Origin of the sequence: Bradyrhizobium sp. CIR48 (assembly GCF_014198315.1) — a bacterium.
Taxonomy (GTDB): domain Bacteria; phylum Pseudomonadota; class Alphaproteobacteria; order Rhizobiales; family Xanthobacteraceae; genus Bradyrhizobium.
Window position 1 is genome coordinate 844,345 of sequence record NZ_JACIHG010000002.1, and the last position, 24,266, is coordinate 868,610.

A 24,266-nucleotide genomic window follows, 5' to 3' on the forward strand; every position below is an offset into this window, starting at 1 on the left:
CTCACATCCGTGTCGATCTATGCATCCCCGAAAGACGATATAGGCGGCGGACGCGGCGGATTGAAGGCTATCCTCTCCTCAACAGCGCCTCTCCTGCACGAATGCGCGTGCCCTCGGCGATGCCCTCGCAAAAGGTAAAATCGCCGGGCGCGAGGATGATCATGGTCGAGCCGTGCTCGAACCAGCCGAGCTCCTCGCCCTTGGCCACGTTGACGTCGCAGGGGAAATTGACCGGCCCGCGGGTCTGCGCGTTCAGCACCATGTCGAGGAAGTGCAGGCGGATGCTCGCGACCAGGATCGCGGCGACCGGCACCAGCGTCACCGCCTCGCCGGTCGAAAGATGCGTCCGGATCACAGCGCGCTCGTTCTTGCAGAAGAGACGCTCGACCCGCTTCAAGGCGATCGGATTGACGTTCCAGACATCGCCATGGATCAGCGTGACACGCTCGATATGCGCGTCAAACGGCGCATGGAAGCGGTGATACATGCTCGAGGTCAGCCGCAGCGTGACGAAGGAGCCGTTGCGGTGCTGGTCGACCAGCGCGGAATCGCCGAGCAGGTCGAGCAGCGAATAGGGCGCGCCCTTGACCTGAAACAGCTCGGTGTCGGCGATCTTCCCGTGGGCGCCGACGATGCCGTCAGAGGGGCTGGCGACAGTGGAAGGATCCGGATCAAAGGGTCGCAGGCCCGGCTTCAGCTCCCGGGTGAAGCAATCGTGCAGACTCCTAAAATGCGTCTTGCGTGCCTCGGACAGATCGAGGTCGGAGAACAGCTTCCACAGCGCGATCGAGAAGTCTCGCACGAGCGGATTCTCGATCTTGGAGAACCAGCCCATGAAGCGGGTCAGGGCCGCGCGCGGAATGCGGTTGGTCAACAGGAAGTTGAGGTCTTCCTGCTGGGTGAAAGAGGCGATGAGGGCTTTGACTGTCATGAATCTGTCAGCTCACAGGGTTAGCGCTTGTTGTCATGGAAACGACACTGCCGATTCTCTCGATGTCCGTGGCCGCCGCAGCGTCCGCTGCCGCCGTCTTCCCGAAGATCAAGGCGCGGGTCGAGTTGTCCCGCGCCAAGCACCGCTCTCTCGCCGGGCACTCCAAGATGTCGCGCCGGGTGGCGAAGCTGCTCCCGTTCTACGAGTTCAGCGGGGATCAGTATTTCGGCTGCGATGGCGCGCCTGATAACGTCGTGACGCAGCGCAAGGACGCCTTCTTCCGTCTCGCCAAACTCTACGCCGAGCGCTATCCCAAGGGACGCGCGATGACGAAGGAAGCGGCGGAGACAATCTCCGACCTGCACTTCACCGAGAGCTACCGCGTGCCATTCCAGTTCTCGCGCCTCGTCCGCGAGCACCTGGGCACCTCGACCTTCATGGAATCGTCCAGCGGCGTCACCGTCACGGATGTCGACGGCAACACGTCCTACGACCTCACGGGATCCTACGGCGTCAATATCTTCGGCAACGACTTCTACAAGGAGTGCATCGAGGGCGCCGAGAAGCGCGCGCATGCGCTCGGTCCCGTGCTCGGCCCCTATCATCCCGTCATCCTCGATAACGTGCAGCGTTTGTGCCAGATCTCCGGCCTCGACGAAGTCTCGTTCCACATGTCCGGCACCGAAGCCGTGATGCAGGCGGTGCGGCTTGCGCGCTACCACACCAAGCGCACGCATCTGGTTCGTTTCGCCGGCGCCTATCACGGCTGGTGGGGCGACGTGCAGCCCGGCGTCGGCAACCCGATTCCCGCGCACGAGACCTACACCCTCGCCGAAATGTCCGAGAAGACGCTGCACGTCCTGCGCACCCGCAAGGACATCGCGTGCGTGCTGGTCAATCCGCTGCAGGGCCTGCATCCCAACGCCAACGCGCCCGGCGATTCCTCGCTGGTGGATTCCTCTCGCGGCGGCAATTTCGATCGCGCGGCCTACACCGAGTGGCTTGCGAGGCTGCGAGAAGTCTGCACCGAGCGCGGCATCGTGCTGATCTTCGACGAGGTCTTCGTCGGCTTCCGCCTCGCCGCTGGCGGCGCCCAGGAATATTTCGGCGTGCGCGCCGACATGGTGACCTACGGCAAGAGCCTCGCCGGCGGCCTGCCGGTCGGCGTGGTCTGCGGCAAGCGCGAGCTGATGCGCCGCTTCCGCGACGACCGGCCCGCCGACATCTGCTTTGCCCGCGGCACCTTCAACTCGCATCCCTACGTCATGACGGCCATGGACGAGTTCCTGAGCCGGCTCGCCAGCCCGAACTTCCGCGCCATCTATGACGGGCTGGACGCGACCTGGAATAGCCGCGCGCAGAAGCTCAACCAGATGATGACCGACGCCGGCCTGCCGGTGCGGTTCGCCAACTTCTCGTCGATCTGGACGGTGAAATACACCACGCCGTCCCGCTACAACTGGATGCTGCAATATTATCTGCGCGCCGAAGGCCTGTCCTTGAGCTGGGTCGGCACCGGCCGGCTGATCTTCAGCCTGAACTACACCGACGCCGACTTCACCGAGGTTGCCGAACGCTTCGTCCGCGCCGCCGGGAAAATGAAGGCGGACGGCTTCTGGTGGCACGACGGCGTGCTCACCAACAAGAACATCAAGCGGCAGATTTTGAAAGAGATGCTGGCCAAGCGCTTCGGGCGCTGAGGCCACACTGCGCGGGCTTGCTCCGCCTCTCCCGCTTGCGGGAGAGGCCGACGCGCCCCGGGCGATGCGAAAGCATCGTCCCGCGCGCGGCGGGTGAGGGTTCTCGCCGCATAGGGGCACCCTCAGCAATCCCCGACAATCCCGACGCCGAGACACCCCCACCCCAGCCCTCCCCCGCGAGCGGGAGAGGGAGCCCACTGCCAATGCCGCTACATCGTTTGCACCACATGCGATTGCCTTGGCGCAAGCGGGGAGAGGCGAAGAAGAAGCCCCCAAGACGTGGATGCCCGGGACAAGCCCGGGCATGACGCAACCATTAGACATCGGAGTATGTCGTGTACGCAGCGCGCTCAGGCGTGCTGCTCTTCGAGCGTGGGCTCGCCGATGAGGCCCAGCGTGTGCTCGGGGTTGAGGTGCAGGCCGGGGTCCATCAGCTCGCCGCGCATCAGGGCGAGCGGCGCGCTGCGATAGAGCATCAGATCGTGGAAGGGATCGGTCAGGATCTTGGTCATCCAGACGAGGCCGGTTTCGACGTCACGGATGAAGAACAGGTGCACGGTGCGGAACAACAGACCGCCGCCGCCGACCACGAGCCAGATCTTGGCGACCTGCCGCATGAAGTCGGTCGCGCTCGCCCAGGGGGTGAACAGGCCGAACAGCGTCGGATCGGCGAACAGCACCAGCGGAGAAGCCGCCCAGATCGCCATCAGCACCACCTTGCGCTGCAGGTTGTAGCCGACCTTGATCTCTTCCTTGTGCTCGTGGGTGGCCTGGTTGATGTGGTCGTAGCCGTGCGGCTCGAAGAAGAAGTGACCGGCCTGGCGCGAGGTCATCGAGACCAGCCAGCCGACCAGCGCGGAGACGACGGGATCGATGAACAGCCAGACATAGGCGAAGAGAAAGCTCAGCGCGCTGACGAAGTGCAGGCTCTGGTTGATGCGGCTGTGGTGATAGTAGCGATGGTCGTCCCAGCGCTGAATCCGCAGCTGCTCGAGATAGTTCTTGATCATGCTCTCCCCCAAAATGCTTTCGGGTACGGGATTACAGGGATTCGATGTAGGCCGTGTGACATCATCATTTTGTCATGTGACGATGTGCAGCGGCGCGATGACGCACTTAACGCGTGAGCTTCAGCTCACGCCGCTTTGGCAACGTCGACCTTGCGGAAGCGCACCAGCGAGAAATGGCCGAGCGGCGGAATCAGGCGGCGCTCGGCGAGCTCGATGCCGTGGGCGCCGGCCAGCCATTTGGCATAGCGCGACCAGGCGAACTCGGCGGTGCGGAAGCCGAGCGGACGCACCACCGGCTGCAGCTTCTGCTCGATGAAGCGGCGCATGCCGGCGTCGGCGCTGACGCGGGTGAGGATGATCAGCTCGCCGCCGGGACGCAGCACGCGGGCGAATTCGTCGAGCGCCTTCTCCGGGTTCGGCACGGCGGTGACGACATATTGCGCCATCACGACGTCGAAGGAATTGTCGGGGAATTCGAGCTTCTCCGCATCCATCACCGCGAGCCCCTCGACGTTCTTCAGCTTGCCCTCGGTGACGCGCTGGCGCGCCTTGTCCAGCATTGCTTCCGAGATGTCGGTGCCGAAGATGCGCAGGTTCGGTGCATAGAGCGGCAGCGAGATGCCGGTGCCGACGCCGACCTCGAGCACGCGGCCGCCGATCTTGTTGGTGGCCGCGATCGCAGCCTGCCGGCCCTTGGCGAACACACCGCCGAACACGAGATCGTAGACGGGCGCCCAGCGGTCATAGGCCTGCTCGACCGTGCCACGCGTGAGGTCGAGCTGCTGGGTGCCGTCAAGGTTCATGATCTTAGCCATCGATGAGGTTCTCGCTGTGGTTCAAAATGAAAGATCAACCGCGCACCGGCCGCCGCGCCATGCGAGGCGAGGCGCGCAGGACGCGGCTGGGCTGAAGTGAGGTGAGATTGCCGACGAACTGGCGCGCGCTGTTTTCCCAGGAACGCTCCAGCGCGAAGTTGCGGCAGGTCTCGCGCGACATGGTGAGCGCGCGCAGGCACGCGGTACGCAGATCGTGGTCGATCGCGCCGATCGGGTGATCGGCGATGACGTCCTTGGGGCCCGTCACCGGAAACGCCGCAACCGGCGTGCCGCAGGCCAGCGCCTCCAGCTGCACCACGCCAAACGTATCGGTCAGGCTCGGAAACACGAACACGTCGGCGGCGGCGAGATGCGCGGTGAGATCCGCGCCCTTCTTCTCGCCGAGGAACACCACGTCCGGATATTTCCTCTCGAGCGCCGCCTTCTGCGGGCCGTCACCGACGACGACCTTCGTGCCGGGCAGATCGAGCGAAAGAAACGCTTCGAGATTCTTCTCCACCGCGACTCGGCCCATGGTCATGAAGATCGGCCCCGGCAGATCGAGCCGTGCCGGATGATCGGGATGAAACAGCTCGGTGTTGACGCCGCGGGTCCAGAAGCCGAGCCGCTTGAAGCCGCGTTCGGAGAGCTCCTGGCGCAGCGAGGGCGTCGCCACCATCGTCATCGCGGCGGCATCATGGAAGTGGCGCAGCACGGCATAACCGACGGCGGCGGGGATGCCGGTCCGCACCGCAACATATTCGGGAAAGCGAGTCGTGTAGGACGTGGTGAAGGCAAGCCGGTTGCGACGGCAATAGGCCCGCGCGGCCCAGCCGATCGGACCTTCGGTCGCGATGTGGAGCGCGTCCGGCGCAGCCTTCTCGATCCGTCGCGCGATCTCCTTTCCACTCGGCAGCGCGATGCGCAGGCCCGGATAGGTCGGCAGAGGCCAGGACGGAAAGCCGTCCGGCGTCAGGAAGTCGATCTCGACATCGAGGGCCTTGGCGGCGTTCGCCAGCGAGGTCAGGGTGCGGACCACACCGTTAACCTGGGGATGCCAGGCATCAGTCGCGATTAATACCCGCATGGGGAAATCCCGAGAGTTTGATGATTCTCGGTTTCCGACCATCAACGAAGGATATTTCAGGCGTGTGACGTCACAGAAGTGTCGGCCCACCGTTTTGTTCGTTAACGGGCGCCTGTGGCCACGAAACTGTCATGAAACAATCCTTGCCGCCGTGAAACCGTTTTCGGTTTTCCGCGCAAATGTCCCGAAACGTTTTGCCGTTAGTGATCTTGCGCAACGGAGCACCGCAACGGTGCCGCGGTGGCCGAGACCACCGAGCAAACAGGGGCGATCACATGTTCAATCTGGACACGTTCAAGACGTTTTCGCGCGCCGTTGCTTTTGGCGCAGTCGCGGTTTCCGCGATCGCATTCGCAGGCGCAGCCAAGGCCGCGCCAGTGCAGCTCTTCCCCTTCTTCCAGCCGCTGCCGCCGTTCGCCGCGCCGCAGCCGATCCAGCCCTATCAGCCCTACCAGGCGCCGACCTATCAGACCGAGCCGTCCGAAGATCAGGATGCCGTGGAGATGCCGGCACGCTTCCGTCGCCAGACCGTGTCCTACGCGACGCGTGAGGCCCCGGGCACCATCATCATCGATACGCCCAACACCTATCTCTATTACGTGCTCGGCAACGGCCAGGCGCTGCGCTACGGCATCGGCGTCGGCCGCGACGGCTTCACCTGGTCGGGCACGCAGTCCGTCACCAGAAAGGCCGAGTGGCCGGCCTGGACTCCGCCGCCGGAAATGATCGCCCGCCAGCCCTATCTGCCGCGCCACATGGCCGGTGGCCCCGGCAACCCGCTTGGCGCCCGCGCCATGTATCTCGGCGGCACCATCTACCGCATCCACGGCACCAACGCCCCCGACACCATCGGCAAGCGCGTCTCTTCCGGCTGCATTCGCCTGACCAATGATGACGTTTCCGACCTCTATTCCCGCGTCAACGTCGGCACCAAGGTGATTGTGCTGCCGATGACGGAACGGAGAGCGGAGCTCGGAACCGCGACGCGCTGAACCGACAGGACATTGTGACGCAAACGGCCCCGGAACATCCCCGGGGCCGCTTTCGTTTGCCCTCGACATTCCGGCGCGCGCTTGCTGCGGCGCGGGTCCCCGATGGAGGCGCAAATGCAATCACGCCTGCAGACGTCACGAAGTTCATCGCTGCGCACGATTGCGGCCGCCGGAGCAGTGACACTGCTTCTCTCGACCCCCTCGCTCGCGCAGCAGCTTGCGGGCAACGAGGCAGCCCACCAAGCCTTCAACAATTCCTGCCGCACCTGCCATTCCGTGAAGGAAGGCGACAACCGTCTCGGCCCCAACCTCAACAAGATTCTGGGACGCAAGGCCGGCGCGCTCCCGGACTATAATTATTCCTCTGCGATGAAGGATGCCGGTTTCGTCTGGGACCAGGACAAGCTCGCGCGCTTCATGGTCAAGCCGGACGAGGTCGTTTCCGGCAACAAGATGCAGCCCTATGGCGGCATCTCGGCGGAGGAAGCGGGGAAGATCGTTGCTTATTTGCAGGCAGGTGGGACGCCCTAACGAATCCGCCGCTCCGCAATCAACCTCAGCCACGCCGCCGAGTGAAACGCGCTCATCAAGAGATACATCGGCACCATGCCGCCGAGCACAGATCCCTGCCCGGCGCCGCACAGCATGTCCGGCCCACCCCCGATCATGGCCGTCAGCACGGCCATGATCGCGAAGGTTGGCGTCGCCGCCAAGGCCAGCCACTTGGCGAGATGGCGCGCAGCCACCACGCCATCGCGACCGGCGCCGGCCGTTGCGTTGAGCGGACTAGTCACGTCCTTTCGCGGCCTCGTCGCGAAAGGCCTTCTCGCCGGCGTCGGAGATCTCGACCCATTTTTTGTCGGGCGCCGCGCCTTCGGTGTAGCTGTCGTGCCAGTTCCACCATTTGTAGGTCGGCGTCTGCGGATAGCCCTTTGGCGAATCCTCCCAGACCTCCTGCCGTCCGAGCGGCGTGATGTCGAGATAATTCCAGGTGCCGCCCATCTGCTCGTCGCCGCGGCTCTTGACGAAATAGGTGCGGAAGATGCGGTTGCCGTCGCGGTAGAACACGTTCGTGCCATGCCATTCGTCGACGCCGAAATCGGCGTCAAAGCTGTCGGTAACGGTGACCCACGGCATGGTCCAGCCCATCCGCTGCTTCAGCCTGATGATGTCGGCCTGCGGCGCGCGCGAGGCGAACACCAGCGTGGTATCGCGGGCATTGAGGTGCGCGACGTGGGCGACCTGATCGGCGACCATGGAGCAGCCGCGGCAGGCGTGATCGGGCCAGCCGAACACGCCGGGCTCGAAAAAGGCGCGGTAGACGATCAGCTGCCGCCGGCCCTGGAACAGGTCGAGCAGGCTGACCTTGCCGCCGGGCCCCTCGAACGCATAGGTTTTGCTCACTTCCATCCACGGCATGCGCCGGCGCTCGGCGGCCAGGGCGTCGCGGGCACGGGTATGGGCCTTTTCCTTCACGAGCAGTTGCTGACGGGCGGCCTCCCAGTCCTGCGGCGACACCACCGGCGGTGTTTGCATGCCTGCCTGTCCGTTATTCCGTTCGTTTTGGGCTAATGTCATCATGACTCTCCGAATCTCTTGCTTGACGTCTTGCCTGAGCGATCACTCCGCGTCTCGCGGAACCGCTCGCCCTTCACCGCACCTTGTCGGCCGTCAACGAATTCTGGCACCTCGCGGTTGCGCGGTGGGAGTAACAAGTGTGGCGGGATTGACATGGAGTCGCTGATCACGGCCGCCGCGCGCGCGCTCGAGGCCGGCGATCCGCTCGGCGCGCTGAACCGCGTCGCGCTGCGCAACGATGCGCCGTCGCTGGCGCTGCGCGGCATCGCGATGGCGCAGCTCGGCGATCTCGCGAAGGCGAAGACGCTGCTGCGAAGCGCGGCGCGCGCGTTCGGTCCGCGCGAGGCGGTGGCGCGCGCCAGATGCGTGGTGGCCGAAGCCGAGATTGCGCTGGTCTCGCGCGATCTGAGCTGGTCGGCGAAGACGCTCGCGGCGGCACGGACGACGCTCGAAAAGCACGGCGATGTCGCCAATGCCACGCATGCGGGCCACATCGAGGCACGCCGTCTTCTTCTCGTCGGACGGCTCGACGACGCCGAGCGTATCCTCGCCGAGCTCGGTACCTCTCCGCTTCCGCCTGCCCCGCAGGTCGTCCGCGAGCTCGTGGTCGCCGGCATCGCAATACGGCGGCTCAGAACCAAAGACGCGCGCGCGGCGCTTGCCCGGGCGGCCCACGCAGCGAGCCTGGCGGGCATCCCTGGGCTGACAGCCGAGGTCGAGAGCACGAACCGCGTGCTCGATACGCCCGCAGCACGCCTGATCACGGATGGCAACGAACGTCCGTTGCTGCTGGAGCAGGTCGAGGAGCTCGCGACCTCGGACGCGCTGGTCGTGGACACGTTCCATCATTCGGTGCGCAGGCGAGGCACGATCCTATCGCTCGGGACTCGCCCGGTGCTGTTCGCGCTCGTCCGCCTCCTGGCGCAGGCCTGGCCCGCGGACGTCTCGCGAGAAAAGCTCATCACCGGAGCGTTCGGCGCAAGGCACGTCGATGAATCGCATCGCGCGCGCTTGCGCGTGGAGATCGGCCGCCTCCGCGCCAAGCTCAAGCCTGTGGCCGATGTCGGCGCCACGAAGCAAGGCTTTGCGCTTACCCCGCGCAAGACGCGCGAGATTCTCGTGCTGGCGCGGCCCGTCGAGGAGAAGCACGCCGCTGTCCTCGCCTTCCTCTCCGACGGCGAGCCGTGGTCGAGCTCGGCGCTCGCGCTGGCGCTGGGAACCAGTGCGCGCACGGTGCAGCGCGCGCTCGACGAGCTGGCGCGGTCGAACAAGGTGCAGTCGTTCGGACATGGGCGGGCGCGGCGCTGGATGACGCCGCCGGTCCCGGGTTTCCCGACAGGCTTGTTACTCCCCACGCCGCTGCTGAAGACGTAAGGTAGGAGCACATCACAGGGAGCGAGACATGAAGCGTTCAGCCGCCGAAATCGTCAGGGAGTACGGGCCGTTTGAGGGCGTCGAGGCCGTGCACGGCGTCACCTATGATGGCAGCCATGTCTGGTTCGCATCCGGCGACAAGCTGAATGCAGTCGATCCTGATAGCGGCAAGGTCGCGCGCTCCCTCGATGTCGCCGCCCATGCGGGAACGGCGTTCGACGGAAGGCACTTGTTCCAGATCGCCGAGGATCGCATCCAGAAGATCGATGCGGCCTCGGGCAAGGTGCTCACCAGCATCCCGGCGCCGGGTGGCGGTGGCGATTCCGGCCTGGCCTGGGCCGAGGGCTCGCTGTGGGTCGGGCAATATCGCGAGCGCAAGATCCATCAGGTCGATCCGGACACGGGCAAGGTCCTTCGCACCATCGAAAGCAAGCGCTTCGTGACCGGGGTGACCTGGGTCGACGGCGAGCTCTGGCACGGTACCTGGGAGGGCGAGGATAGCGATATCAGGCGGATCGATCCCGACACGGGCAAGGTGCTCGAGCAGCTCGACCTCCCCGCAGGGACGATGGTGTCAGGGCTGGAGTCCGACGGCGGCGACCGCTTCTTCTGCGGCGGTGGCCCTAACGGCAATGTGAGAGCGGTCCGCCGTCCCCGGCGCGGCTAGCCCCGACGATGGTCGGAATGCACGGCAGCGATGCGGTCGCTGCCGTTAACCCATTCGCCCCAATTCCACCCCATCGGTGCGCTCTAGCGCCCTCCTCGCCTGCCCTGTAAAATCCCAGCCGGGGCGGCCTGGGGGATCGATGCGACTGACGTTCAACTTGAAGACCATCACGATCGCCGTCGTAGTGCTCGCGGCGTCGTTCTTCATCAGCTTGAAGGCCATGGACTGGCTGTCGCCGCGCGCGACGAATTCCGCGCCGCCGGTGGCGCAGCTGCCGCCGTTGCCGCCGGTCGCGAAGAGCTCGATCGTGGTGGCACCGGTCGCCATCGCGCTGTCGGCGATCCGCGACCAGGCCGAGAAGGCCGCCCCGCGCAATTTCGCAGGGAAGGCCGACAATCCGATCTCGCAGATCCTGGAGAACGCCGATATCGGCTGGACTGCCGTGCGCGGGCCGATGGCGACTGCCGGCGACAAGGACGTGCTGACGATCTCGACACCGCTGAGCGGCAAGCTGAACGTGACGGGCTCGCTGTCCTCGAAGGCCACAGGCGCGCTCGGCGACGCGCTCGGCAGCGTGCTTGGCGGTGACGCAGCGAAACGGATCGGCGCTGTCAACATCAAGAATTTGAACGCCAGCGCCGAGATCAAGGGCAACGTGGTCGTCACCTCGCGCCCGAAGCTTGCGGCCAACTGGCATCTCGAGCCCAATCTTGGCGCCCAGGTCAATCTCGGCGATACCAATCTCAACGTCGCCGGCGCCAAGGTCAACGTTCCGGCGCAGGTTAAGCCGCTGATCGACAAGAATGTCGGCGAGCAGATCAACATCGTCTCCGAACGCATCCGCAACGATCCGAGCCTGCGCGAGAATGCGAAGCTGCAATGGGCCAAGGCCTGCCGCTCGATCCCGCTGCAGGGCTCGGGCTCGACCGCGCTTCCGCCGCTCTGGCTGGAGATGAAGCCGATCCGCGCCATTGCCGCGCAGCCGCGCGTGGACGCGCAGGCCGTGACGCTGCTGATGGGCCTGGAAGCGGAGACGCGCGTGACGTCGGCGCAGACCAAGCCGGACTGCCCGTTCCCCGACAAGATCTCGATCGTGCCGCCGACCGGCACCGGCGTGAACATCGGCGTGCCCATCGACGTGCCCTTCACCGAGATCAACAAGCTGATCGCCGCGCAGATGGTCGGCCACACCTATCCCGAGGACGGCTCCGGCCCGGTCGACGTCACCGTCAAGAGCGTCAACGTGATCCCGTCGGGCGAGCGCCTGCTGATCTCGCTTTTGGTCCGCGCCAAGGAAAAGAAGAGCTGGCTCGGTCTCGGCGCCGAGGCGACCGTGCACATCTGGGGCCGGCCGGTGCTCGATCAGGCCCAGCAGACGCTGCGGCTCACCGACATCCAGCTCGCGGTGGAGTCGGAAGCCGCTTTTGGCCTCTTGGGTGCCGCGGCGCGCGCGGTGGTGCCGCAGATGCAGCAGGCGTTGCTGCAGAGGGCGACGCTCGACCTGAAGCCGATTGCGGCGAACGCGCGCGAGAAGATCGCTGGCGTCATCGCCGACTTCCAGAAAAGCGAGGACGGTGTCAAGGTCGACGCCAAGATCGACAGCCTGACGCTGGCCGACATCGCCTTCGATTCCAAGACGCTGCGCGTGGTCGCGGAAGCCGGCGGCACGCTGAATGTGTCGGTGACGAAGCTGTCGGGGATGTAGCTCGCTTTCGCTCGCCGTATCTGGGCGCCTCTTGATCGGTTGCGCCGCTGGCATTCTGATCGGAGGGTGCTAAGCTGTTCCTCGCAACCTCGAATGAGGTGCCGACAGCACTGTATTGGGTAACGCGAGGGACAAGATGGAAGCCGGCATGGTCACGCCTGCGCCGGCACTGGTGCGCTTCTCCGGCATTCAGAAGACCTATGATGGCGAGCATCTCGTGGTGAAGAACCTCGACCTCGACATCAGGAAGGGCGAGTTCATCACGTTGCTTGGCCCGTCGGGCTCGGGCAAGACCACCACGCTGATGATGCTGGCCGGCTTCGAGGTTCCGACCCATGGCGAGATCTACCTCTCAGGCCGGCCGATCAAGAACATGCCGCCGCACAAACGCGACATCGGCATGGTGTTCCAGAACTATGCCTTGTTTCCACACCTGACGATCGCGGAGAATATCGCCTTCCCGCTCTCCGTGCGCAAGACGAACAAGGCGGACGTGGAGGAGCGCGTCGGGTCGGCGTTACGCATGATCAAGATGGAAACCCTGGCGCACCGGCGGCCCGGACAGCTGTCCGGCGGCCAGCAGCAGCGCGTGGCATTGGCCCGTGCGCTGGTCTTCAATCCGCAGCTCGTGCTGATGGACGAGCCGCTTGGCGCGCTGGACAAGCGCCTGCGGGAGCAGATGCAGTTGGAGATCAAGCAACTGCACGAGACGATGGGCATCACCGTCGTTTACGTCACCCATGATCAGAGTGAAGCGCTCACGATGTCGGACCGCATCGCCGTGTTCAATGACGGCATCGTGCAGCAGATCGACAAGCCCGACGCGCTGTACGAGCACCCGGTGAACAGCTTCGTCGCCCATTTCATCGGCGAGAACAATGTGCTGGCCGGCACCGTCGAGACGGTCGACAAGGATTATTGCCGCGTCGCGCTGGCTGCCGGCGGCACTGTCACCGCGCGGGCGATCAACATATCAGGCGCGGGCGCATCGACCTCGCTGTCGGTGCGGCCGGAGCGGATCACCATTATCCCGGAGGGCACCTCCAGTGACGGACCGAACCGGCTGCCGGCCAAGGTGCAAAACACCATCTATCTCGGCGACCACGCGCTGGCCGTGCTGGATGTCTCGGGGAATGCCGAGTTCATGGTCAAGCTTCAGCCGGGCGCGCATGATAGCCTGACACATGGTGCAAACGTGTTCGTCACCTTTCGCCCCGAGGACTGCCTCGCCCTCGATCCCGTCTGATCCAGCGATCGAACTCAATGCAACGCACATGAAGAAGGAACAATGACCATGCTGAAGCGCAAGATTGGCAAGATTGCTCTGGGTTTCGCCGCGGCCTTCACCGCCAGCGCCGCGCTGGCCACGGTCGGGCAGGCGCGTGATCTCACCGTCGTGTCGTGGGGCGGCGCGTATCAGGATGCCCAGAAGAAGGTCTATTTCGAGCCGTTCAAGAAGGCGGCCGGAATTGCCATGAATGACGAGTCCTGGGACGGCGGCGTCGGCGTGCTGCGCGCCAAGGTGCAGGGCGGCGCCGCCACCTGGGATGTCGTCCAGGTCGAGAGCGACGAGCTGGCGGTCGGCTGCGAGGAAGGTCTGTTCGAGAAGATGGACTATTCCAAGATCGGCGGCGAGGCCGCCTATATCCCGCCATCCGTCAATCCCTGCGGCGTCGGCGCCATCCTCTATGACTTTGTGCTCGGCTACGACAAGGACAAGCTGAAGGAGGCTCCGAAGGGCTGGGCCGACTTCTTCGACACCAAGAAGATTCCCGGCAAGCGCGCCCTGCGTCAGGGCCCGAAGACCACGCTGGAGATCGCGCTGATGGCCGACGGCGTCGCGCCGAAGGACGTCTACAAGGTGCTGGCGACCGACGAGGGCGTCGACCGCGCGTTCAAGAAGCTCGACACCATCAAGAGCGACCTCGTCTGGTGGAAGGCCGGCGCCCAGCCGCCGCAGCTGCTCGCCTCCGGCGAAGTCGCGATGACCTCGGTCTACAATGGCCGCATCGATACCGCGAACAAGAACGAGAAGAAGAACTTCGGCATGGTCTGGGACGGCGCGCTGTTCACCCTCGACAGCTGGGTGATCCTGAAGGGCAGCCCGAACAAGGACGCGGCCTACAAATTCCTGGATTTCGTCGGCAAGGCGGAGAACCAGTCCAAGCTTTCCGAGAACATTGCCTACGGCACCTCGAACAAGGACGCCGCCGGCAAGCTGCAGCCCGCCGTTCTGAAGGACCTGCCGACGGCGCCTGACAACATCAAGAACGCGGTCGAGATCAACGTCGGCTTCTGGCTCGAGAACATCGACCGCCTGACCGAGCGCTTCAACAAATGGGCCGCGAAATAGCGCGCGGCTCAAGGCTCGACCAATGACGGAAGCGTCCCTGACCGGCGCCAATGCGTCGACCGAGGTGCCGCTCAAGCGCCGATTGAGGCGCGCAGAGCGGACACGCCAGGTCAAGGCGTTGGCACTGGTCCTACCGCTTCTCGTCTTCCTGCTCTTCACCTTCGCGGGCCCGATCGCCGGCATGCTGTGGCGCGCGGTCGATGACCGGGAGGTGCGTCAGGTTCTGCCTCACACCGTCGCGGCTCTCGCCGACTGGGACGGCAAGGACCTGCCGGACGAAAAGGCGTACGCTGCGCTCGCAAGCGACATCGTGGCGGCGCGCGCCTCCGGCACCATTGCGATTGCGGCCAAGCGGCTGAACTACGCACTCAACGGTTTTCGCACGATCCTGACCAGCACGGCACGCAATCTGAAGACGATGCCGGAGCCCGGCACGGCCAAGGAGACGCTGGGCAAGATCAATCCGGTCTGGCGCGAACGCGCCACCTGGACGACCATCAGGGACGCCAGCGGCCCCATCACGGGCTTCTACCTGCTGGCGGCGCTCGACCTGGTCAGGAACGTCGACGGCGCGATCGTCGCGGCCCCGCCGGACCAGGCCATCTATCGCAGCCTGTTCACCCGCACCTTCATCATCAGCCTCAGCGTCACCGCGCTCTGCCTGATCCTCGGCTTCCCGGTCGCCTACCTCCTGGCGACACTGCCGCCGGGACGATCGAACCTGCTGATGATCTTCGTGCTGCTGCCGTTCTGGACGTCGCTCCTGGTTCGCACCTGCGCCTGGATCGTGCTGTTGCAAAGCAAGGGCGTCGTGAACGACAGCCTGCACTGGCTCGGCATCATCGACGAGCCGTTGCGCCTGATCTACAACCGCTTCGGCGTCTGCGTGGCGATGACCCACGTACTCCTGCCCTTCATGATCCTGCCGCTGTACAGCAGCATGAAGGCGATCTCGCCTGCTTACATGCGTGCCGCCGCCTCGCTCGGCGCGCCGCCGTTCACCGCTTTCTTGAGGATCTACCTGCCGCAGACGCTGCCCGGCATCGGCGCAGGAAGCCTGCTCGTCTTCATCCTCGCGCTCGGCTACTACATCACACCGGCCCTCGTCGGCGGCGCCGCCGATCAGATGATCAGCTACTTCATCGCGCTCTACACCACCGAAACAGCCAATTGGGGTCTTGCTTCGGCGCTCGGTGCGGTGCTGCTGCTCGCCACCATTCTGCTGGCACTGGTCTACGGCAAGCTGGTGCAGGGCCAGCAGGTCACGGGAGGCATGAAGAATTGAGCGACAATGCTTCTCTCCGCACGCCGAGCCAGCGCATTGCGTGGACCGCAACCATCATTGTCTCCGCGCTGGTGTTCATCTTCCTGATCGCGCCGATCCTGGCGATCATGCCGCTGTCCTTCAGTTCGGGCTCGTACCTGACCTATCCGCTTCCGGGCCTGTCGTTGCGCTGGTACGACGACTTCATCAGCTCGCCGCGCTGGATGAATTCGCTGAAGAACAGCATGATCATTGGCGTCGCCTCGACGCTGTTGTCCATGGTGCTCGGTACGCTCGCGGCGCTCGGCCTGGCGCAGTGGAAGAGCCGGTTCAAGCCGCTCGTGCTGGCTTTCGTGCTGTCGCCGGTCGTCGTGCCCGGCGTCATCACCGCGGTCGGCCTGTATTTCTTCTTCGCGCCGATCGGACTGACCGGCAGCTATCTCGGCTTGATCCTGGCCCACACCGCGCTGGCGACGCCGTTCGTGGTGATCACGGTCGGCGCGACGCTGCAGAGCTTCGACACCAATCTGGCACGCGCCGCCGCCTCGCTCGGCGCCTCGCCGCTGGAGGCGTTTCGCCGTGTGATCCTGCCGCTGATCCTGCCCGGCCTCGCCTCGGGCGCATTGTTCGCCTTCGCGACCAGCTTCGACGAGGTCGTGATCGTGCTGTTCATGGCAGGTCCCGAGCAGCGCACCCTGCCGCGCGAAATGTTCAGCGGCATCCGCGAGAACATCAGCCCGACGATTACAGCAGCGGCGGTGATCCTGACGGCGGTCTCGGTGATCCTCCTCGCCACCCTCGAAGGCCTGCGCCGGCGCAATGAACGGCTCAAGGCCGGCGGCGCCTGAGCGCTCTTCCTTCTCCACGATTGCAGGGTGAGGGGAAGTCTTCGCAAGGACGACGGCAGTATCGTAGGGTGGGCAAAGCGACTTGTCCGCCGTAGCTCGAAGAGCGAAGGCGGAAGCGTGCCCACATGTCCCTCGATCATGCTGAGATGGTGGGCACGGCGCAAATGCGCCTTTGCCCACCCTACGATCCTGAGCTCGCTGATCCTGCTGAGCCTCATCAGCTGCGGGGAGAGGCGAAGGGAACACTGCGCGCCCCTTCTCTTTTTGCATTCCGCTATGGCGCGCATCGCTTAGCTGCCGCGGTCGATTGTCGCTAGAACAGTCCCCGCAACAAAGCCCGAACAACAACACAGGGAGAAGAACAACCATGCAAAAACTCATCGCCGCCGTCGCGGCCGGTTTCGCCCTTGCCGCTACGTCCGGCGCGGCGCAGGCGCAGATTTCCGACGATGTCGTCAAGATCGGCGTGCTCACGGACATGTCCAGCCTCTATGCGGACGCGACCGGCAAGGGCTCGCTCGCCGCCGTCGAGATGGCGGTCGCCGATTACGGCGCGAAGGTCGCGGGCAAGCCCGTGCAGGTGGTCGCCGCCGACCACCAGAACAAGCCCGACGTCGGCGTCAACATCGCCCGCAACTGGTATGACAACGACAAGGTCGACGCGATCTTCGACGTGCCGACGTCATCGGTGGCGCTGCCGGTCTCGGCGCTGACGCGCGAGAAGAACAGGATCAACATCAATTCCGGCGGCGGCTCGTCCGACATCACCGGCACCGCCTGCTCGCCCAACACCGTGCACTGGACCTACGACACCTATGCGCTGTCGAACGTCGCCGGCAAGGCGATGGTCAAGCGCGGCGAGGATAGCTGGTTCTTCGTCACCGCCGACTACGCCTTCGGCATGGCGCTGCAGCGCGACGCCGCCAACGTCGTCAAGGAGAGCGGCGGCAAGGTGCTCGGCGAAGTCCGCCATCCGCTCAACTCGTCGGATTTCTCCTCGTTCCTGCTCCAGGCCCAGGCCTCCAAGGCCAAGGTGGTCGCGCTGGCCAATGCCGGCGGCGACACCACCAACGCGTTGAAGCAGGCGTCCGAGTTCGGCCTGACCCAGGGCGGCCAGAAGATGATCGCGCTCCTGCAGGAGATCACCGACACGCATTCGCTCGGCATCAAGGCAACCCAAGGCCTGATCGTCACCGACGCCTTCTACTGGGACATGAACGAGGAGACCCGCGCCTTCTCCAAGCGCTTCAACGAGAAGGTCGGCCACATGCCGACCATGATCCAGGCCGGGCTCTACTCGGCGACCATGCACTATCTGAAGGCGATCGACGCCATCAAGAGCGACGAGGCGCCGAAGGTGATGGAGCAGATGCGCAAGACGCCGGTCAACGACTTCTTCGCCAGAGGCGGCAAGATCCGCATCGACGGCCGCATGGTGCACGACATGTATCTGTTCGAGGTCAAGAAGCCCGAGGAATCCAAGGGAGAGTGGGACCTCTACAAGCTGATCGCCACCGTGCCCGGCGACGAGGCCTTCCGCCCGCTCGACAAGGGCGGCTGCCCGCTGGTGACGCACTGAAAGCCGTCTCCCTCGCCCCGCTAGCGGGACGAGGTAAGAAATAGACACGACAGCGCGCCCGGCGAAAACCAGGCGCGCTTCGTTTAGGAAGTTACGCGGGCTGCATTACTCCGCGTACTTGAACTCCGGCATGTTCTTCAGCTCGTCCTTGCTGGCATTGAACACGGCGTGGTCCGGATACCACTTCGAGGTGGACGACGTCGTGGTCGCAGCCGGCCTGTCGGTGCCGGTCGCAGCGCCTGTCGTGGTCGATGCGGCGGGCTTGGCGCCTGGGTTCGTGCCGGTGCCGGTATAGGCGACGGCCTCGTTGACGAACTTCAATTTCTCATAGGGCACGGCGACCAGATGCTCGCCCATGCCGAGGAAGCCGCCGACGCCGATCACGGCAATCTTGACGTTGCCGTTCTTGTCCATCAGCAGCTCGTTGATCGAGCCGATGTTCTCGTTGGCCTCGTTATAGACCTTCAGGCCCGACATCTTCGACGTACGCCACTCGCCGGAAGCGGTCGTGGTGGCCGTCGTCGCGGTTGCCGCGGTCGGCGCCTTGTCGGTGGTGGCGGTCGGCGATTGCGCGAACGCAACGGTCGCAAGCAGTGCGGTGCCGGCGAGGCCGGCGGCGATGGATTTCGTCAGCATGTTGTCCTCTCCTTCACAGAAAAAACTCGTGTGGAGAAAACAGCGCTGATCACACGCAGTTCCGTGCGCGCCGCAATTTCGTCGCGCTATGCGCGAGCGCGGAAACCTCGCAGGGACTGTTCCTGCGTCACCCAGGAACATTTTGCGGCGCACGGTTCCCCGCCGACGATCATGCGCCCTGGGTGAAGCACGATCGTGGCGAGGACTCGCGCCGACCCGCGTCGCTCAGGGTCAGCTCTTGTAGTCGATCAGAAGCGCGGAGAGGTCGGAATTGCCGGACGAACTGCCGTTGGCGCCGTAGGACGAGCTCGATGATTGCGACTGCTGCAGCGCCTGCAGGAACTGCTGGAGAATCTCGGCCGTGGAGGCATCGGTCGACGTCCTGCTGGTCGAGTCCGCAGACGACGCCGAATCCGAAGCGCTGTCGTCCGGCGGCGGACCGGGCGGAGGTCCGCCTGCACCGCCGGCGCCACCCGGCCCGCCCGGACCGCCCGCGAAGGCGGACTGAAACACGCCCTTGAGCGCTTCGGCCTGATCCGACGTCAGCGTGCCGTTCGACACCTCGTTCGAAATGAGGTCGTCGATCTTCGACTTCATGTCCTCCTTGGAGGGACGCGTGCCGCTCGACTGGTCGCTCGAGCGGCTCTGCTGGACTGCCGTGTCGATGTCGGTCAGCGCCGTCGAGAGCGCTGACTGGTCCGACGACGAGATCGTGCCGGCGGACACTTCCGATTGCAATTCCTGCTGCAGCCGCTGCAGCGGCGAGGGGTGGTTGTTGGCGGAGGCCGCCGAAATCGAGGTCATGATGGCTCCGTGGATTTTGCGGGGTTTCGTCGCGGACCACGCCACGCTATGGTTAACGGCCTTAACGAGACCTTGCCGCTTCGCGACGGCGCGATTGCCGCCTGTTGCGGGAAGCCCGGCAGAAACAATCCGAAACAAAAATCTTCGCCATTTGGCCCGAATCCTGGACAAACAAAGCGCATGGCCGTTCCCAATCCCAACATCCTGGTCGTCGAAGACGACCGCGAAACCCGGACGTTGATTGCGAAGTACCTGCGCAACAACGCCTGCAACGTCACCGCCGTGAGCGACGGCCGCGAGATGTCGCGCGCCATGGCCGATCACCGCGTCGACCTCATCATCCTCGATGTCATGCTGCCGGGCGAGGACGGCCTCAGCCTGTGCCGCAAGGTGCGTGCCGAGGCGCAGACGCCAATCATCATGCTGACCGCGCGCGGCGAGGACGTCGACCGCATCGTCGGCCTGGAGATGGGCGCGGACGACTATCTGCCGAAACCGTTCAACCCGCGCGAACTGCTCGCCCGCATCAACGCGGTGCTGCGCCGCCAGGCCGCGGCCCAGGCGGCGAGCTCGATTGAAGGCGCAAGCACGCTGACCTTCGAGGGCTGGCACATCGACCTGCGCCTGCGCGAATTGCGCAATCCCGAAGGCGCGCGCGTCGCGGTGACCAGCGCCGAGTTCGATCTCCTGCGCACGTTCTGCGAACGGCCCGGCCGCGTGCTGTCACGCGACAGCCTGCTCGACCTCACGCAAGGGCGCAGCACCGGATCGTTCGAACGGTCCATCGATGTGCTGGTCAGCCGCATCCGCCGCAAGATCGAGCCCAATCCAACCGATCCCACTCTCATCAAGACGGTGCGCTCCGGCGGCTATCTGTTCACGCCGCGAACGCAGGTGGCGAGTCCTCAAGGCACTCAAGCAGCGAGCATTGAAGCGGTTGTGGCGCCCCTGAGCAGTTGAAGGGGACGCCAACGATGAAGCCGTTCGGATTCTTCCACCTCAAGGGGATCGGCGGGCAGATCGCCGCGCTGGTGCTGGCTTCGACCGTCGCGCTCCATCTCGTCGTCACCACCGCCTTCCTGATCAGCCGGCCCGACCGCCCCGACACGCCGCCGGACGGAGCGCATCAGCTGACCGATGCCGCGTTGCTGCTCGGCTCGGCCGAGGCCGGCGAGCGTCCGCGCCTCGTCGCTGATCTCGCGCGCGCCTTCCCCAAGCTCGGCATCGAAATGCTCGCGCCTGGCACCGCAAGCGTCGCAGAGAGCGACAATCAGCATCTGCGCGGGATGCGCCGTCATCTCGGACGCGGCTACAGGGCGGTCCAGCTGACCTCGGGCGGCACAGCATCCCGCGTCGGCGTCGAGTTGCCCGACGGCACCGTGATCGCCGGACATGTCGAGGGCGACCCGCGCCCGTGGTTCTGGGGCGGCCCCTGGCTGACGGCGCTGATGACCGCCTTCATCTGCGTCAGCGTGCTCGGCCTGTGGGCGGTGCGCGCGCTGGCAGCACCGCTATCGTCATTCGCCAACGCCGCCGAGAATTTCAGCGTCGACGGCGAGGCGGAGCCGCTGCCGGAGCGCGGCCCGGAGGAGATCCGCTCGGTAGCGCGCGCGCTCAACCGCATGCATGAGCGGATCGCCCGGCTGATGTCGGATCGCACCCGGATGCTGGCCGCGATCAGCCACGATCTGCGCACGCCAATCACGCGGCTGCGCCTGCGCGCCGAATTCATCGAGGACGAGGGCAACCGCAAGCGCATGCTGATGGACCTCGATCAGATGCGCGCGATGCTGGAATCGGTGCTGTCGCTGTTGCGCAACGACCGCAAGGTCGAGGCGGTTACGCTGGTCGACATCGCCAGCACGCTCCAGCTCGTCGCCGACCAGTTCGGCGACATGGGCCATGTCGTGCATTATGACGGGCCGGCGTCCGCGACCGCCGCCGCGCGGCCCGACGATCTGCATCGCGGCGTCACCAACCTGGTCGAGAACGCGGTGCGCTTCGGCGCCGAGGTGACGATCCGCCTCGACATCTCGGGCACCACGCTCGTCATCGACGTCGAGGACGACGGCCCCGGCATTTCGGATGCCCGAAAGCAGGAGATGCTGGAGCCGTTCGTGCGCGGCGACGATGCGCGCACCATGGACGAATCCACCGGCTTCGGGCTCGGCTTGTCGATCGCGCGCGCCATCGCGCTCGCCCATGGCGGCGAGCTGTCGCTGCACGACCGCAACCCACATGGACTGATCGTACGGATGCAATTGCCGCTCTGGCAGCAGCCGCGGCTCGCCGCCTGACTCACGCCGCGAGCGGCGGGTGCTCGATCGCGGTCTCGTCGAAGATGGCCACCGCCTCGAAGCGATAATTGCAGGCGTGGCAATTCCAGAGATAGGAGACGCGTCCCTCGCCCGGCTCGATCCAGTCAGGCTGCGGGATCGGCGTGCCACATTGGGCACAGGGGTTCTGTCTGGGGATGTCGCCGGCATACAGCCTGGCCATGTTTGATTTTGTCATGGCACCTCTCCCGATTTGCAGCGTCTTCTTACTCGCTTTCGCTGGCACGCGCGAATAGACAGGCGTGCTGCCGCGAGCGGGGATCGTCCGTCCCCGAAGCTTTCTTGCGCCAGCTTTGAGTCGTAACAGCGGCTCGGCACCGCAAAATCGGGCGATGGCGGCGTTTGGTCACATCATCGCCGCGTTCCGAAGGCCTAACGGCGGCTGGGCGCAGGTCACCTAGGGGACCTCAGGGATATCTGATGAAAATTTTATGCATTGCCGCGCTGCTCGCGGCCGGATTGACATTGCCGCAGGCCGCAGTCGCGGGCGAAGCCGAATATGCCGAGATGGTCGCGGCGCATGCCCGCGCCAACGGCGTGCCGGAAGCGCTGGTGCATCGCGTGATCATGCGCGAGAGCCGCTACCAGCCGCACCTCGTCGGCCGCGGCGGTACCATCGGGCTGATGCAGATCAAGCTCGCGACCGCCCGCGGGGTCGGCTACACCGGCGACGCCGCCGGCCTGCGCGATCCCAACACCAACCTCACTTATGCCGTGAAATACCTCGCCGGCGCCTATCGCGCCGCCAATGGCGACCATGCCCGGGCCGTGCGTTATTTCGCCGGCGGCTATTACTACGCCGCCAAACGCCAGCGGCAGCAGGCCGTGCAAATCGCCAATATGGGCGATACCAATATGGGCAATATGGGCCAACCCTGGCTCGAGCCGAACGGCAACCCGCAGCCGATGTTCGGCGCCACTCCGCACAGGAAGCTGGCCCAGCGTGTCCGCAATGCGCGGGCGCAGGCCTCGCAATAGCCGCTCGTGTCCCGGACGCGCTGCAGCGCGTAGCGTTGCTGCGCAGAGTCGGGACCCAGCATCCCTGCATCAGCAAGGGCCCCGGCTCAGCAGCGCAGCACTGCGTGATGCGCTGCGTCCGGGGCATGAGGGTTCCCGCAACACGCGTTGACCACCCCGCCTCCGTGGCATACATTAGAGCCGTTCCGAGGGGTGCTCCGAGGAGGAGCTGAGATACCGCTAAATGGGCAATACCGCCCAGGACCGCGGTGACCCTTTGAACCTGATCCGGGTCATGCCGGCGAAGGGACAGGGATGTTGCAAACGACCAAGCGACCGGACTCACCGGTATCCATCATCGGCGCAGGCATCGCCGGAGCCTGGCAAGCCCTGCTGTTCGCGCAGGCCGGCCATGCCGTGACCTTGCACGAGCGCGGTGACGAGGCGATGACGGACGCCACCAGCCATTGGGCCGGCGGCATGCTCGCGCCCTATTGCGAGGCCGAGGTCGCCGAACCCATCATCAGCCGCCTGGGGCTGCGCTCGCTCGACCTCTGGCGGCGCGAGCTGCCCGACACGCCCTTCAACGGCTCGCTGGTCGTCGCCCATCCGCGCGAACGCAACGATTTCGAGCGTTTTGCGCGCATGACCGAGGACCACCGCCGGCTCGATGCCTCAGGCCTCGCCGCGCTCGAACCCTCGCTGGAGGGCCGCTTTCGCGACGCGCTGTTTTTCCCGGCCGAGGGCCATGTCGAGCCGCGCCGCGTGCTGCCGCAGTTGCACGATCGCATCCGCGCCGCCGGCGGCACCATCAAATTCTCCAGCGACGTCGCAGCCGGGGATCTCGACGGCATCGTGATCGACTGCCGCGGCCTTGGCGCCCGCGACGAGCAGAGCGAGCTTCGCGGCGTCAAGGGCGAGATGATCCTGATCGAGACAGACGAGGTGCAGCTTGCGCGCCCGGTGCGGCTGATGCATCCGCGCTGGCCGCTTTACGTGATCCCGCGCGAGGACAATCTGTTCATGCTGGGCGCGACCTCGATCGAGGCCGAGGACACCGGCGTCAGCGTCCGCTCCGCGCTGGAGCTTTTGGGCGCGGCCTACGCCGTGCACCCCGCCTTCGGCGAGGCCCGCATCGTCGAATTCGGCTCGGGGCTGCGTCCCGCCTATCCCGACAATCTGCCGCGCATCGGCATTCGCGGCCGCAGGATCAGCGTCAACGGCCTCTACCGCCACGGCTTCCTGATCGCGCCGGCGCTCGCCGAGCTGACGCTCGCCTATGTCGAGCGCGGCCAGATCGACAACGAGGTGATGCGATGCTTGTGATCGTCAACGGCGAGCAGCGCGAGGTGACTTCGGGAAGCGTCGATGCGCTGCTCTCGGAGCTCGACTACGAGGGCACCCATTTCGCGATCGCGCTGAACTACGACGTCGTGCCGAAGAGCCGCTGGGCCGAGACGGCACTGAAAGCCGGCGACGAGATCGAGATCATCACGCCGCGGCAGGGAGGGTGAGGTGATGCCTGTCGCCACAAACGACGCCGTCATCCTGAGGTGCGAGCCGTCTTCGGCTCGCCTCGAAGGATGGCCGCAAGCGGCGCTGTCATCCTTCGAGGCGCGCAAGTGCGCGC

25 protein-coding genes and 1 riboswitch are annotated in these 24,266 nt (G+C 65.3%); of the genes, 16 read left to right on the forward strand and 9 right to left on the reverse strand.

The window, feature by feature from the left end:
* Nucleotides 1-67: 67 nt before the first annotated feature.
* Nucleotides 68-931, reverse strand: a complete 864-nt coding sequence (gene asd, locus GGD66_RS10345) for an archaetidylserine decarboxylase (protein WP_183257583.1) — start codon at nt 929-931, stop codon at nt 68-70.
* A 35-nt stretch (nt 932-966) separates the two neighbouring features.
* Between asd and GGD66_RS10350 the strand changes: the two genes are divergently transcribed.
* A complete protein-coding gene (locus GGD66_RS10350; protein ID WP_183257584.1) occupies nt 967-2,631 on the forward strand; it encodes an aminotransferase class III-fold pyridoxal phosphate-dependent enzyme in 1,665 nt (554 codons plus the stop codon).
* A 350-nt stretch (nt 2,632-2,981) separates the two neighbouring features.
* Here GGD66_RS10350 and GGD66_RS10355 read toward each other — a convergent pair whose 3' ends face one another.
* The 3 genes from GGD66_RS10355 to GGD66_RS10365 all read right to left on the reverse strand — a co-directional run bounded on the left by GGD66_RS10355 (nt 2,982) and on the right by GGD66_RS10365 (nt 5,543).
* Nucleotides 2,982-3,641 (reverse strand): hypothetical protein, encoded by a 660-nt coding sequence (locus GGD66_RS10355; protein WP_018318645.1) that lies wholly within the window; start codon nt 3,639-3,641, stop codon nt 2,982-2,984.
* 125 nt (nt 3,642-3,766) lie between these two features.
* Complete coding sequence (locus tag GGD66_RS10360) at nt 3,767-4,456, reverse strand: methyltransferase domain-containing protein (protein ID WP_095426049.1); 690 nt, start codon at nt 4,454-4,456, stop codon at nt 3,767-3,769.
* A 34-nt stretch (nt 4,457-4,490) separates the two neighbouring features.
* A complete protein-coding gene (locus tag GGD66_RS10365; RefSeq protein WP_183230670.1) occupies nt 4,491-5,543 on the reverse strand; it encodes a glycosyltransferase family 1 protein in 1,053 nt (350 codons plus the stop codon).
* Between the two features lie 275 nt (nt 5,544-5,818).
* Here GGD66_RS10365 and GGD66_RS10370 point away from each other — a divergent pair, with 275 nt between their 5' ends.
* Complete coding sequence (locus GGD66_RS10370; protein WP_018318642.1) at nt 5,819-6,535, forward strand: L,D-transpeptidase; 717 nt, start codon at nt 5,819-5,821, stop codon at nt 6,533-6,535.
* A gap of 114 nt (nt 6,536-6,649) precedes the next feature.
* Nucleotides 6,650-7,066 carry a cytochrome c family protein gene (locus tag GGD66_RS10375; protein ID WP_246788803.1) on the forward strand — a complete coding sequence of 139 codons (417 nt, stop codon included), beginning with the start codon at nt 6,650-6,652 and terminating at the stop codon, nt 7,064-7,066.
* Here the strand turns inward: GGD66_RS10375 and GGD66_RS10380 are convergent.
* Together GGD66_RS10380 and GGD66_RS10385 are read right to left on the reverse strand one after the other, a co-directional pair.
* Nucleotides 7,063-7,329 carry a hypothetical protein gene (locus tag GGD66_RS10380; RefSeq protein ID WP_092253514.1) on the reverse strand — a complete coding sequence of 89 codons (267 nt, stop codon included), beginning with the start codon at nt 7,327-7,329 and terminating at the stop codon, nt 7,063-7,065. The genes GGD66_RS10375 and GGD66_RS10380 overlap by 4 nt on opposite strands.
* Nucleotides 7,322-8,113: a DUF899 domain-containing protein gene (locus tag GGD66_RS10385; protein WP_409362358.1), complete on the reverse strand. Its 792-nt coding sequence runs from the start codon at nt 8,111-8,113 to the stop codon at nt 7,322-7,324. The genes GGD66_RS10380 and GGD66_RS10385 overlap by 8 nt, the downstream gene beginning before the upstream one ends.
* A gap of 153 nt (nt 8,114-8,266) precedes the next feature.
* Between GGD66_RS10385 and GGD66_RS10390 the strand changes: the two genes are divergently transcribed.
* From GGD66_RS10390 to GGD66_RS10425, 8 genes are all read left to right on the forward strand, one after another.
* The gene (locus tag GGD66_RS10390) at nt 8,267-9,487 is read left to right on the forward strand and encodes a helix-turn-helix domain-containing protein (protein WP_183257586.1); all 1,221 of its coding nucleotides are present in this window, start codon (nt 8,267-8,269) and stop codon (nt 9,485-9,487) included.
* A gap of 28 nt (nt 9,488-9,515) precedes the next feature.
* A complete protein-coding gene (locus tag GGD66_RS10395) occupies nt 9,516-10,154 on the forward strand; it encodes a PQQ-binding-like beta-propeller repeat protein (protein WP_183257587.1) in 639 nt (212 codons plus the stop codon).
* 139 nt (nt 10,155-10,293) lie between these two features.
* Nucleotides 10,294-11,859, forward strand: coding sequence for a DUF4403 family protein (locus GGD66_RS10400; protein ID WP_183257588.1), 1,566 nt, complete (start codon nt 10,294-10,296; stop codon nt 11,857-11,859).
* A gap of 136 nt (nt 11,860-11,995) precedes the next feature.
* Complete coding sequence (locus GGD66_RS10405) at nt 11,996-13,105, forward strand: ABC transporter ATP-binding protein (protein WP_183257589.1); 1,110 nt, start codon at nt 11,996-11,998, stop codon at nt 13,103-13,105.
* A gap of 48 nt (nt 13,106-13,153) precedes the next feature.
* Nucleotides 13,154-14,212: an ABC transporter substrate-binding protein gene (locus tag GGD66_RS10410; protein WP_026202048.1), complete on the forward strand. Its 1,059-nt coding sequence runs from the start codon at nt 13,154-13,156 to the stop codon at nt 14,210-14,212.
* Between the two features lie 22 nt (nt 14,213-14,234).
* On the forward strand, nt 14,235-15,497 hold the full coding sequence (locus GGD66_RS10415; RefSeq protein ID WP_183257590.1) for an ABC transporter permease: 1,263 nt from the start codon (nt 14,235-14,237) through the stop codon (nt 15,495-15,497).
* Complete coding sequence (locus GGD66_RS10420) at nt 15,494-16,324, forward strand: ABC transporter permease (RefSeq protein ID WP_183257591.1); 831 nt, start codon at nt 15,494-15,496, stop codon at nt 16,322-16,324. The genes GGD66_RS10415 and GGD66_RS10420 overlap by 4 nt, the downstream gene beginning before the upstream one ends.
* 367 nt (nt 16,325-16,691) lie before the next feature.
* Nucleotides 16,692-17,903 carry an ABC transporter substrate-binding protein gene (locus GGD66_RS10425; protein WP_179736248.1) on the forward strand — a complete coding sequence of 404 codons (1,212 nt, stop codon included), beginning with the start codon at nt 16,692-16,694 and terminating at the stop codon, nt 17,901-17,903.
* Between the two features lie 105 nt (nt 17,904-18,008).
* Here GGD66_RS10425 and GGD66_RS10430 read toward each other — a convergent pair whose 3' ends face one another.
* Nucleotides 18,009-18,539: a PRC-barrel domain-containing protein gene (locus GGD66_RS10430; RefSeq protein WP_183257592.1), complete on the reverse strand. Its 531-nt coding sequence runs from the start codon at nt 18,537-18,539 to the stop codon at nt 18,009-18,011.
* Between the two features lie 231 nt (nt 18,540-18,770).
* Complete coding sequence (locus GGD66_RS10435; RefSeq protein WP_183257593.1) at nt 18,771-19,343, reverse strand: hypothetical protein; 573 nt, start codon at nt 19,341-19,343, stop codon at nt 18,771-18,773.
* A 180-nt stretch (nt 19,344-19,523) separates the two neighbouring features.
* Here GGD66_RS10435 and GGD66_RS10440 point away from each other — a divergent pair, with 180 nt between their 5' ends.
* Entirely contained in the window at nt 19,524-20,303 is a 780-nt protein-coding gene (locus GGD66_RS10440; RefSeq protein ID WP_183257594.1) for a response regulator, read from the forward strand.
* A 14-nt stretch (nt 20,304-20,317) separates the two neighbouring features.
* A complete protein-coding gene (locus GGD66_RS10445) occupies nt 20,318-21,640 on the forward strand; it encodes an ATP-binding protein (protein ID WP_183257595.1) in 1,323 nt (440 codons plus the stop codon).
* Nucleotide 21,641: 1 nt separating this feature from the next.
* Here GGD66_RS10445 and GGD66_RS10450 read toward each other — a convergent pair whose 3' ends face one another.
* A complete protein-coding gene (locus tag GGD66_RS10450) occupies nt 21,642-21,857 on the reverse strand; it encodes a hypothetical protein (protein WP_028145575.1) in 216 nt (71 codons plus the stop codon).
* Between the two features lie 242 nt (nt 21,858-22,099).
* Between GGD66_RS10450 and GGD66_RS10455 the strand changes: the two genes are divergently transcribed.
* The 3 genes from GGD66_RS10455 (at nt 22,100) to thiS (ending at nt 24,150) form a co-directional block, all read left to right on the forward strand.
* Nucleotides 22,100-22,657 (forward strand): lytic transglycosylase domain-containing protein, encoded by a 558-nt coding sequence (locus GGD66_RS10455; protein WP_092253535.1) that lies wholly within the window; start codon nt 22,100-22,102, stop codon nt 22,655-22,657.
* Nucleotides 22,658-22,835: 178 nt separating this feature from the next.
* Nucleotides 22,836-22,964, forward strand: a riboswitch (TPP riboswitch).
* Nucleotides 22,952-23,962: an FAD-dependent oxidoreductase gene (locus tag GGD66_RS10460; protein WP_183257596.1), complete on the forward strand. Its 1,011-nt coding sequence runs from the start codon at nt 22,952-22,954 to the stop codon at nt 23,960-23,962. It overlaps the preceding riboswitch by 13 nt.
* Complete coding sequence (thiS, locus tag GGD66_RS10465) at nt 23,953-24,150, forward strand: sulfur carrier protein ThiS (protein ID WP_018318622.1); 198 nt, start codon at nt 23,953-23,955, stop codon at nt 24,148-24,150. The genes GGD66_RS10460 and thiS overlap by 10 nt, the downstream gene beginning before the upstream one ends.
* The last annotated feature ends 116 nt before the right edge of the window (nt 24,151-24,266 follow it).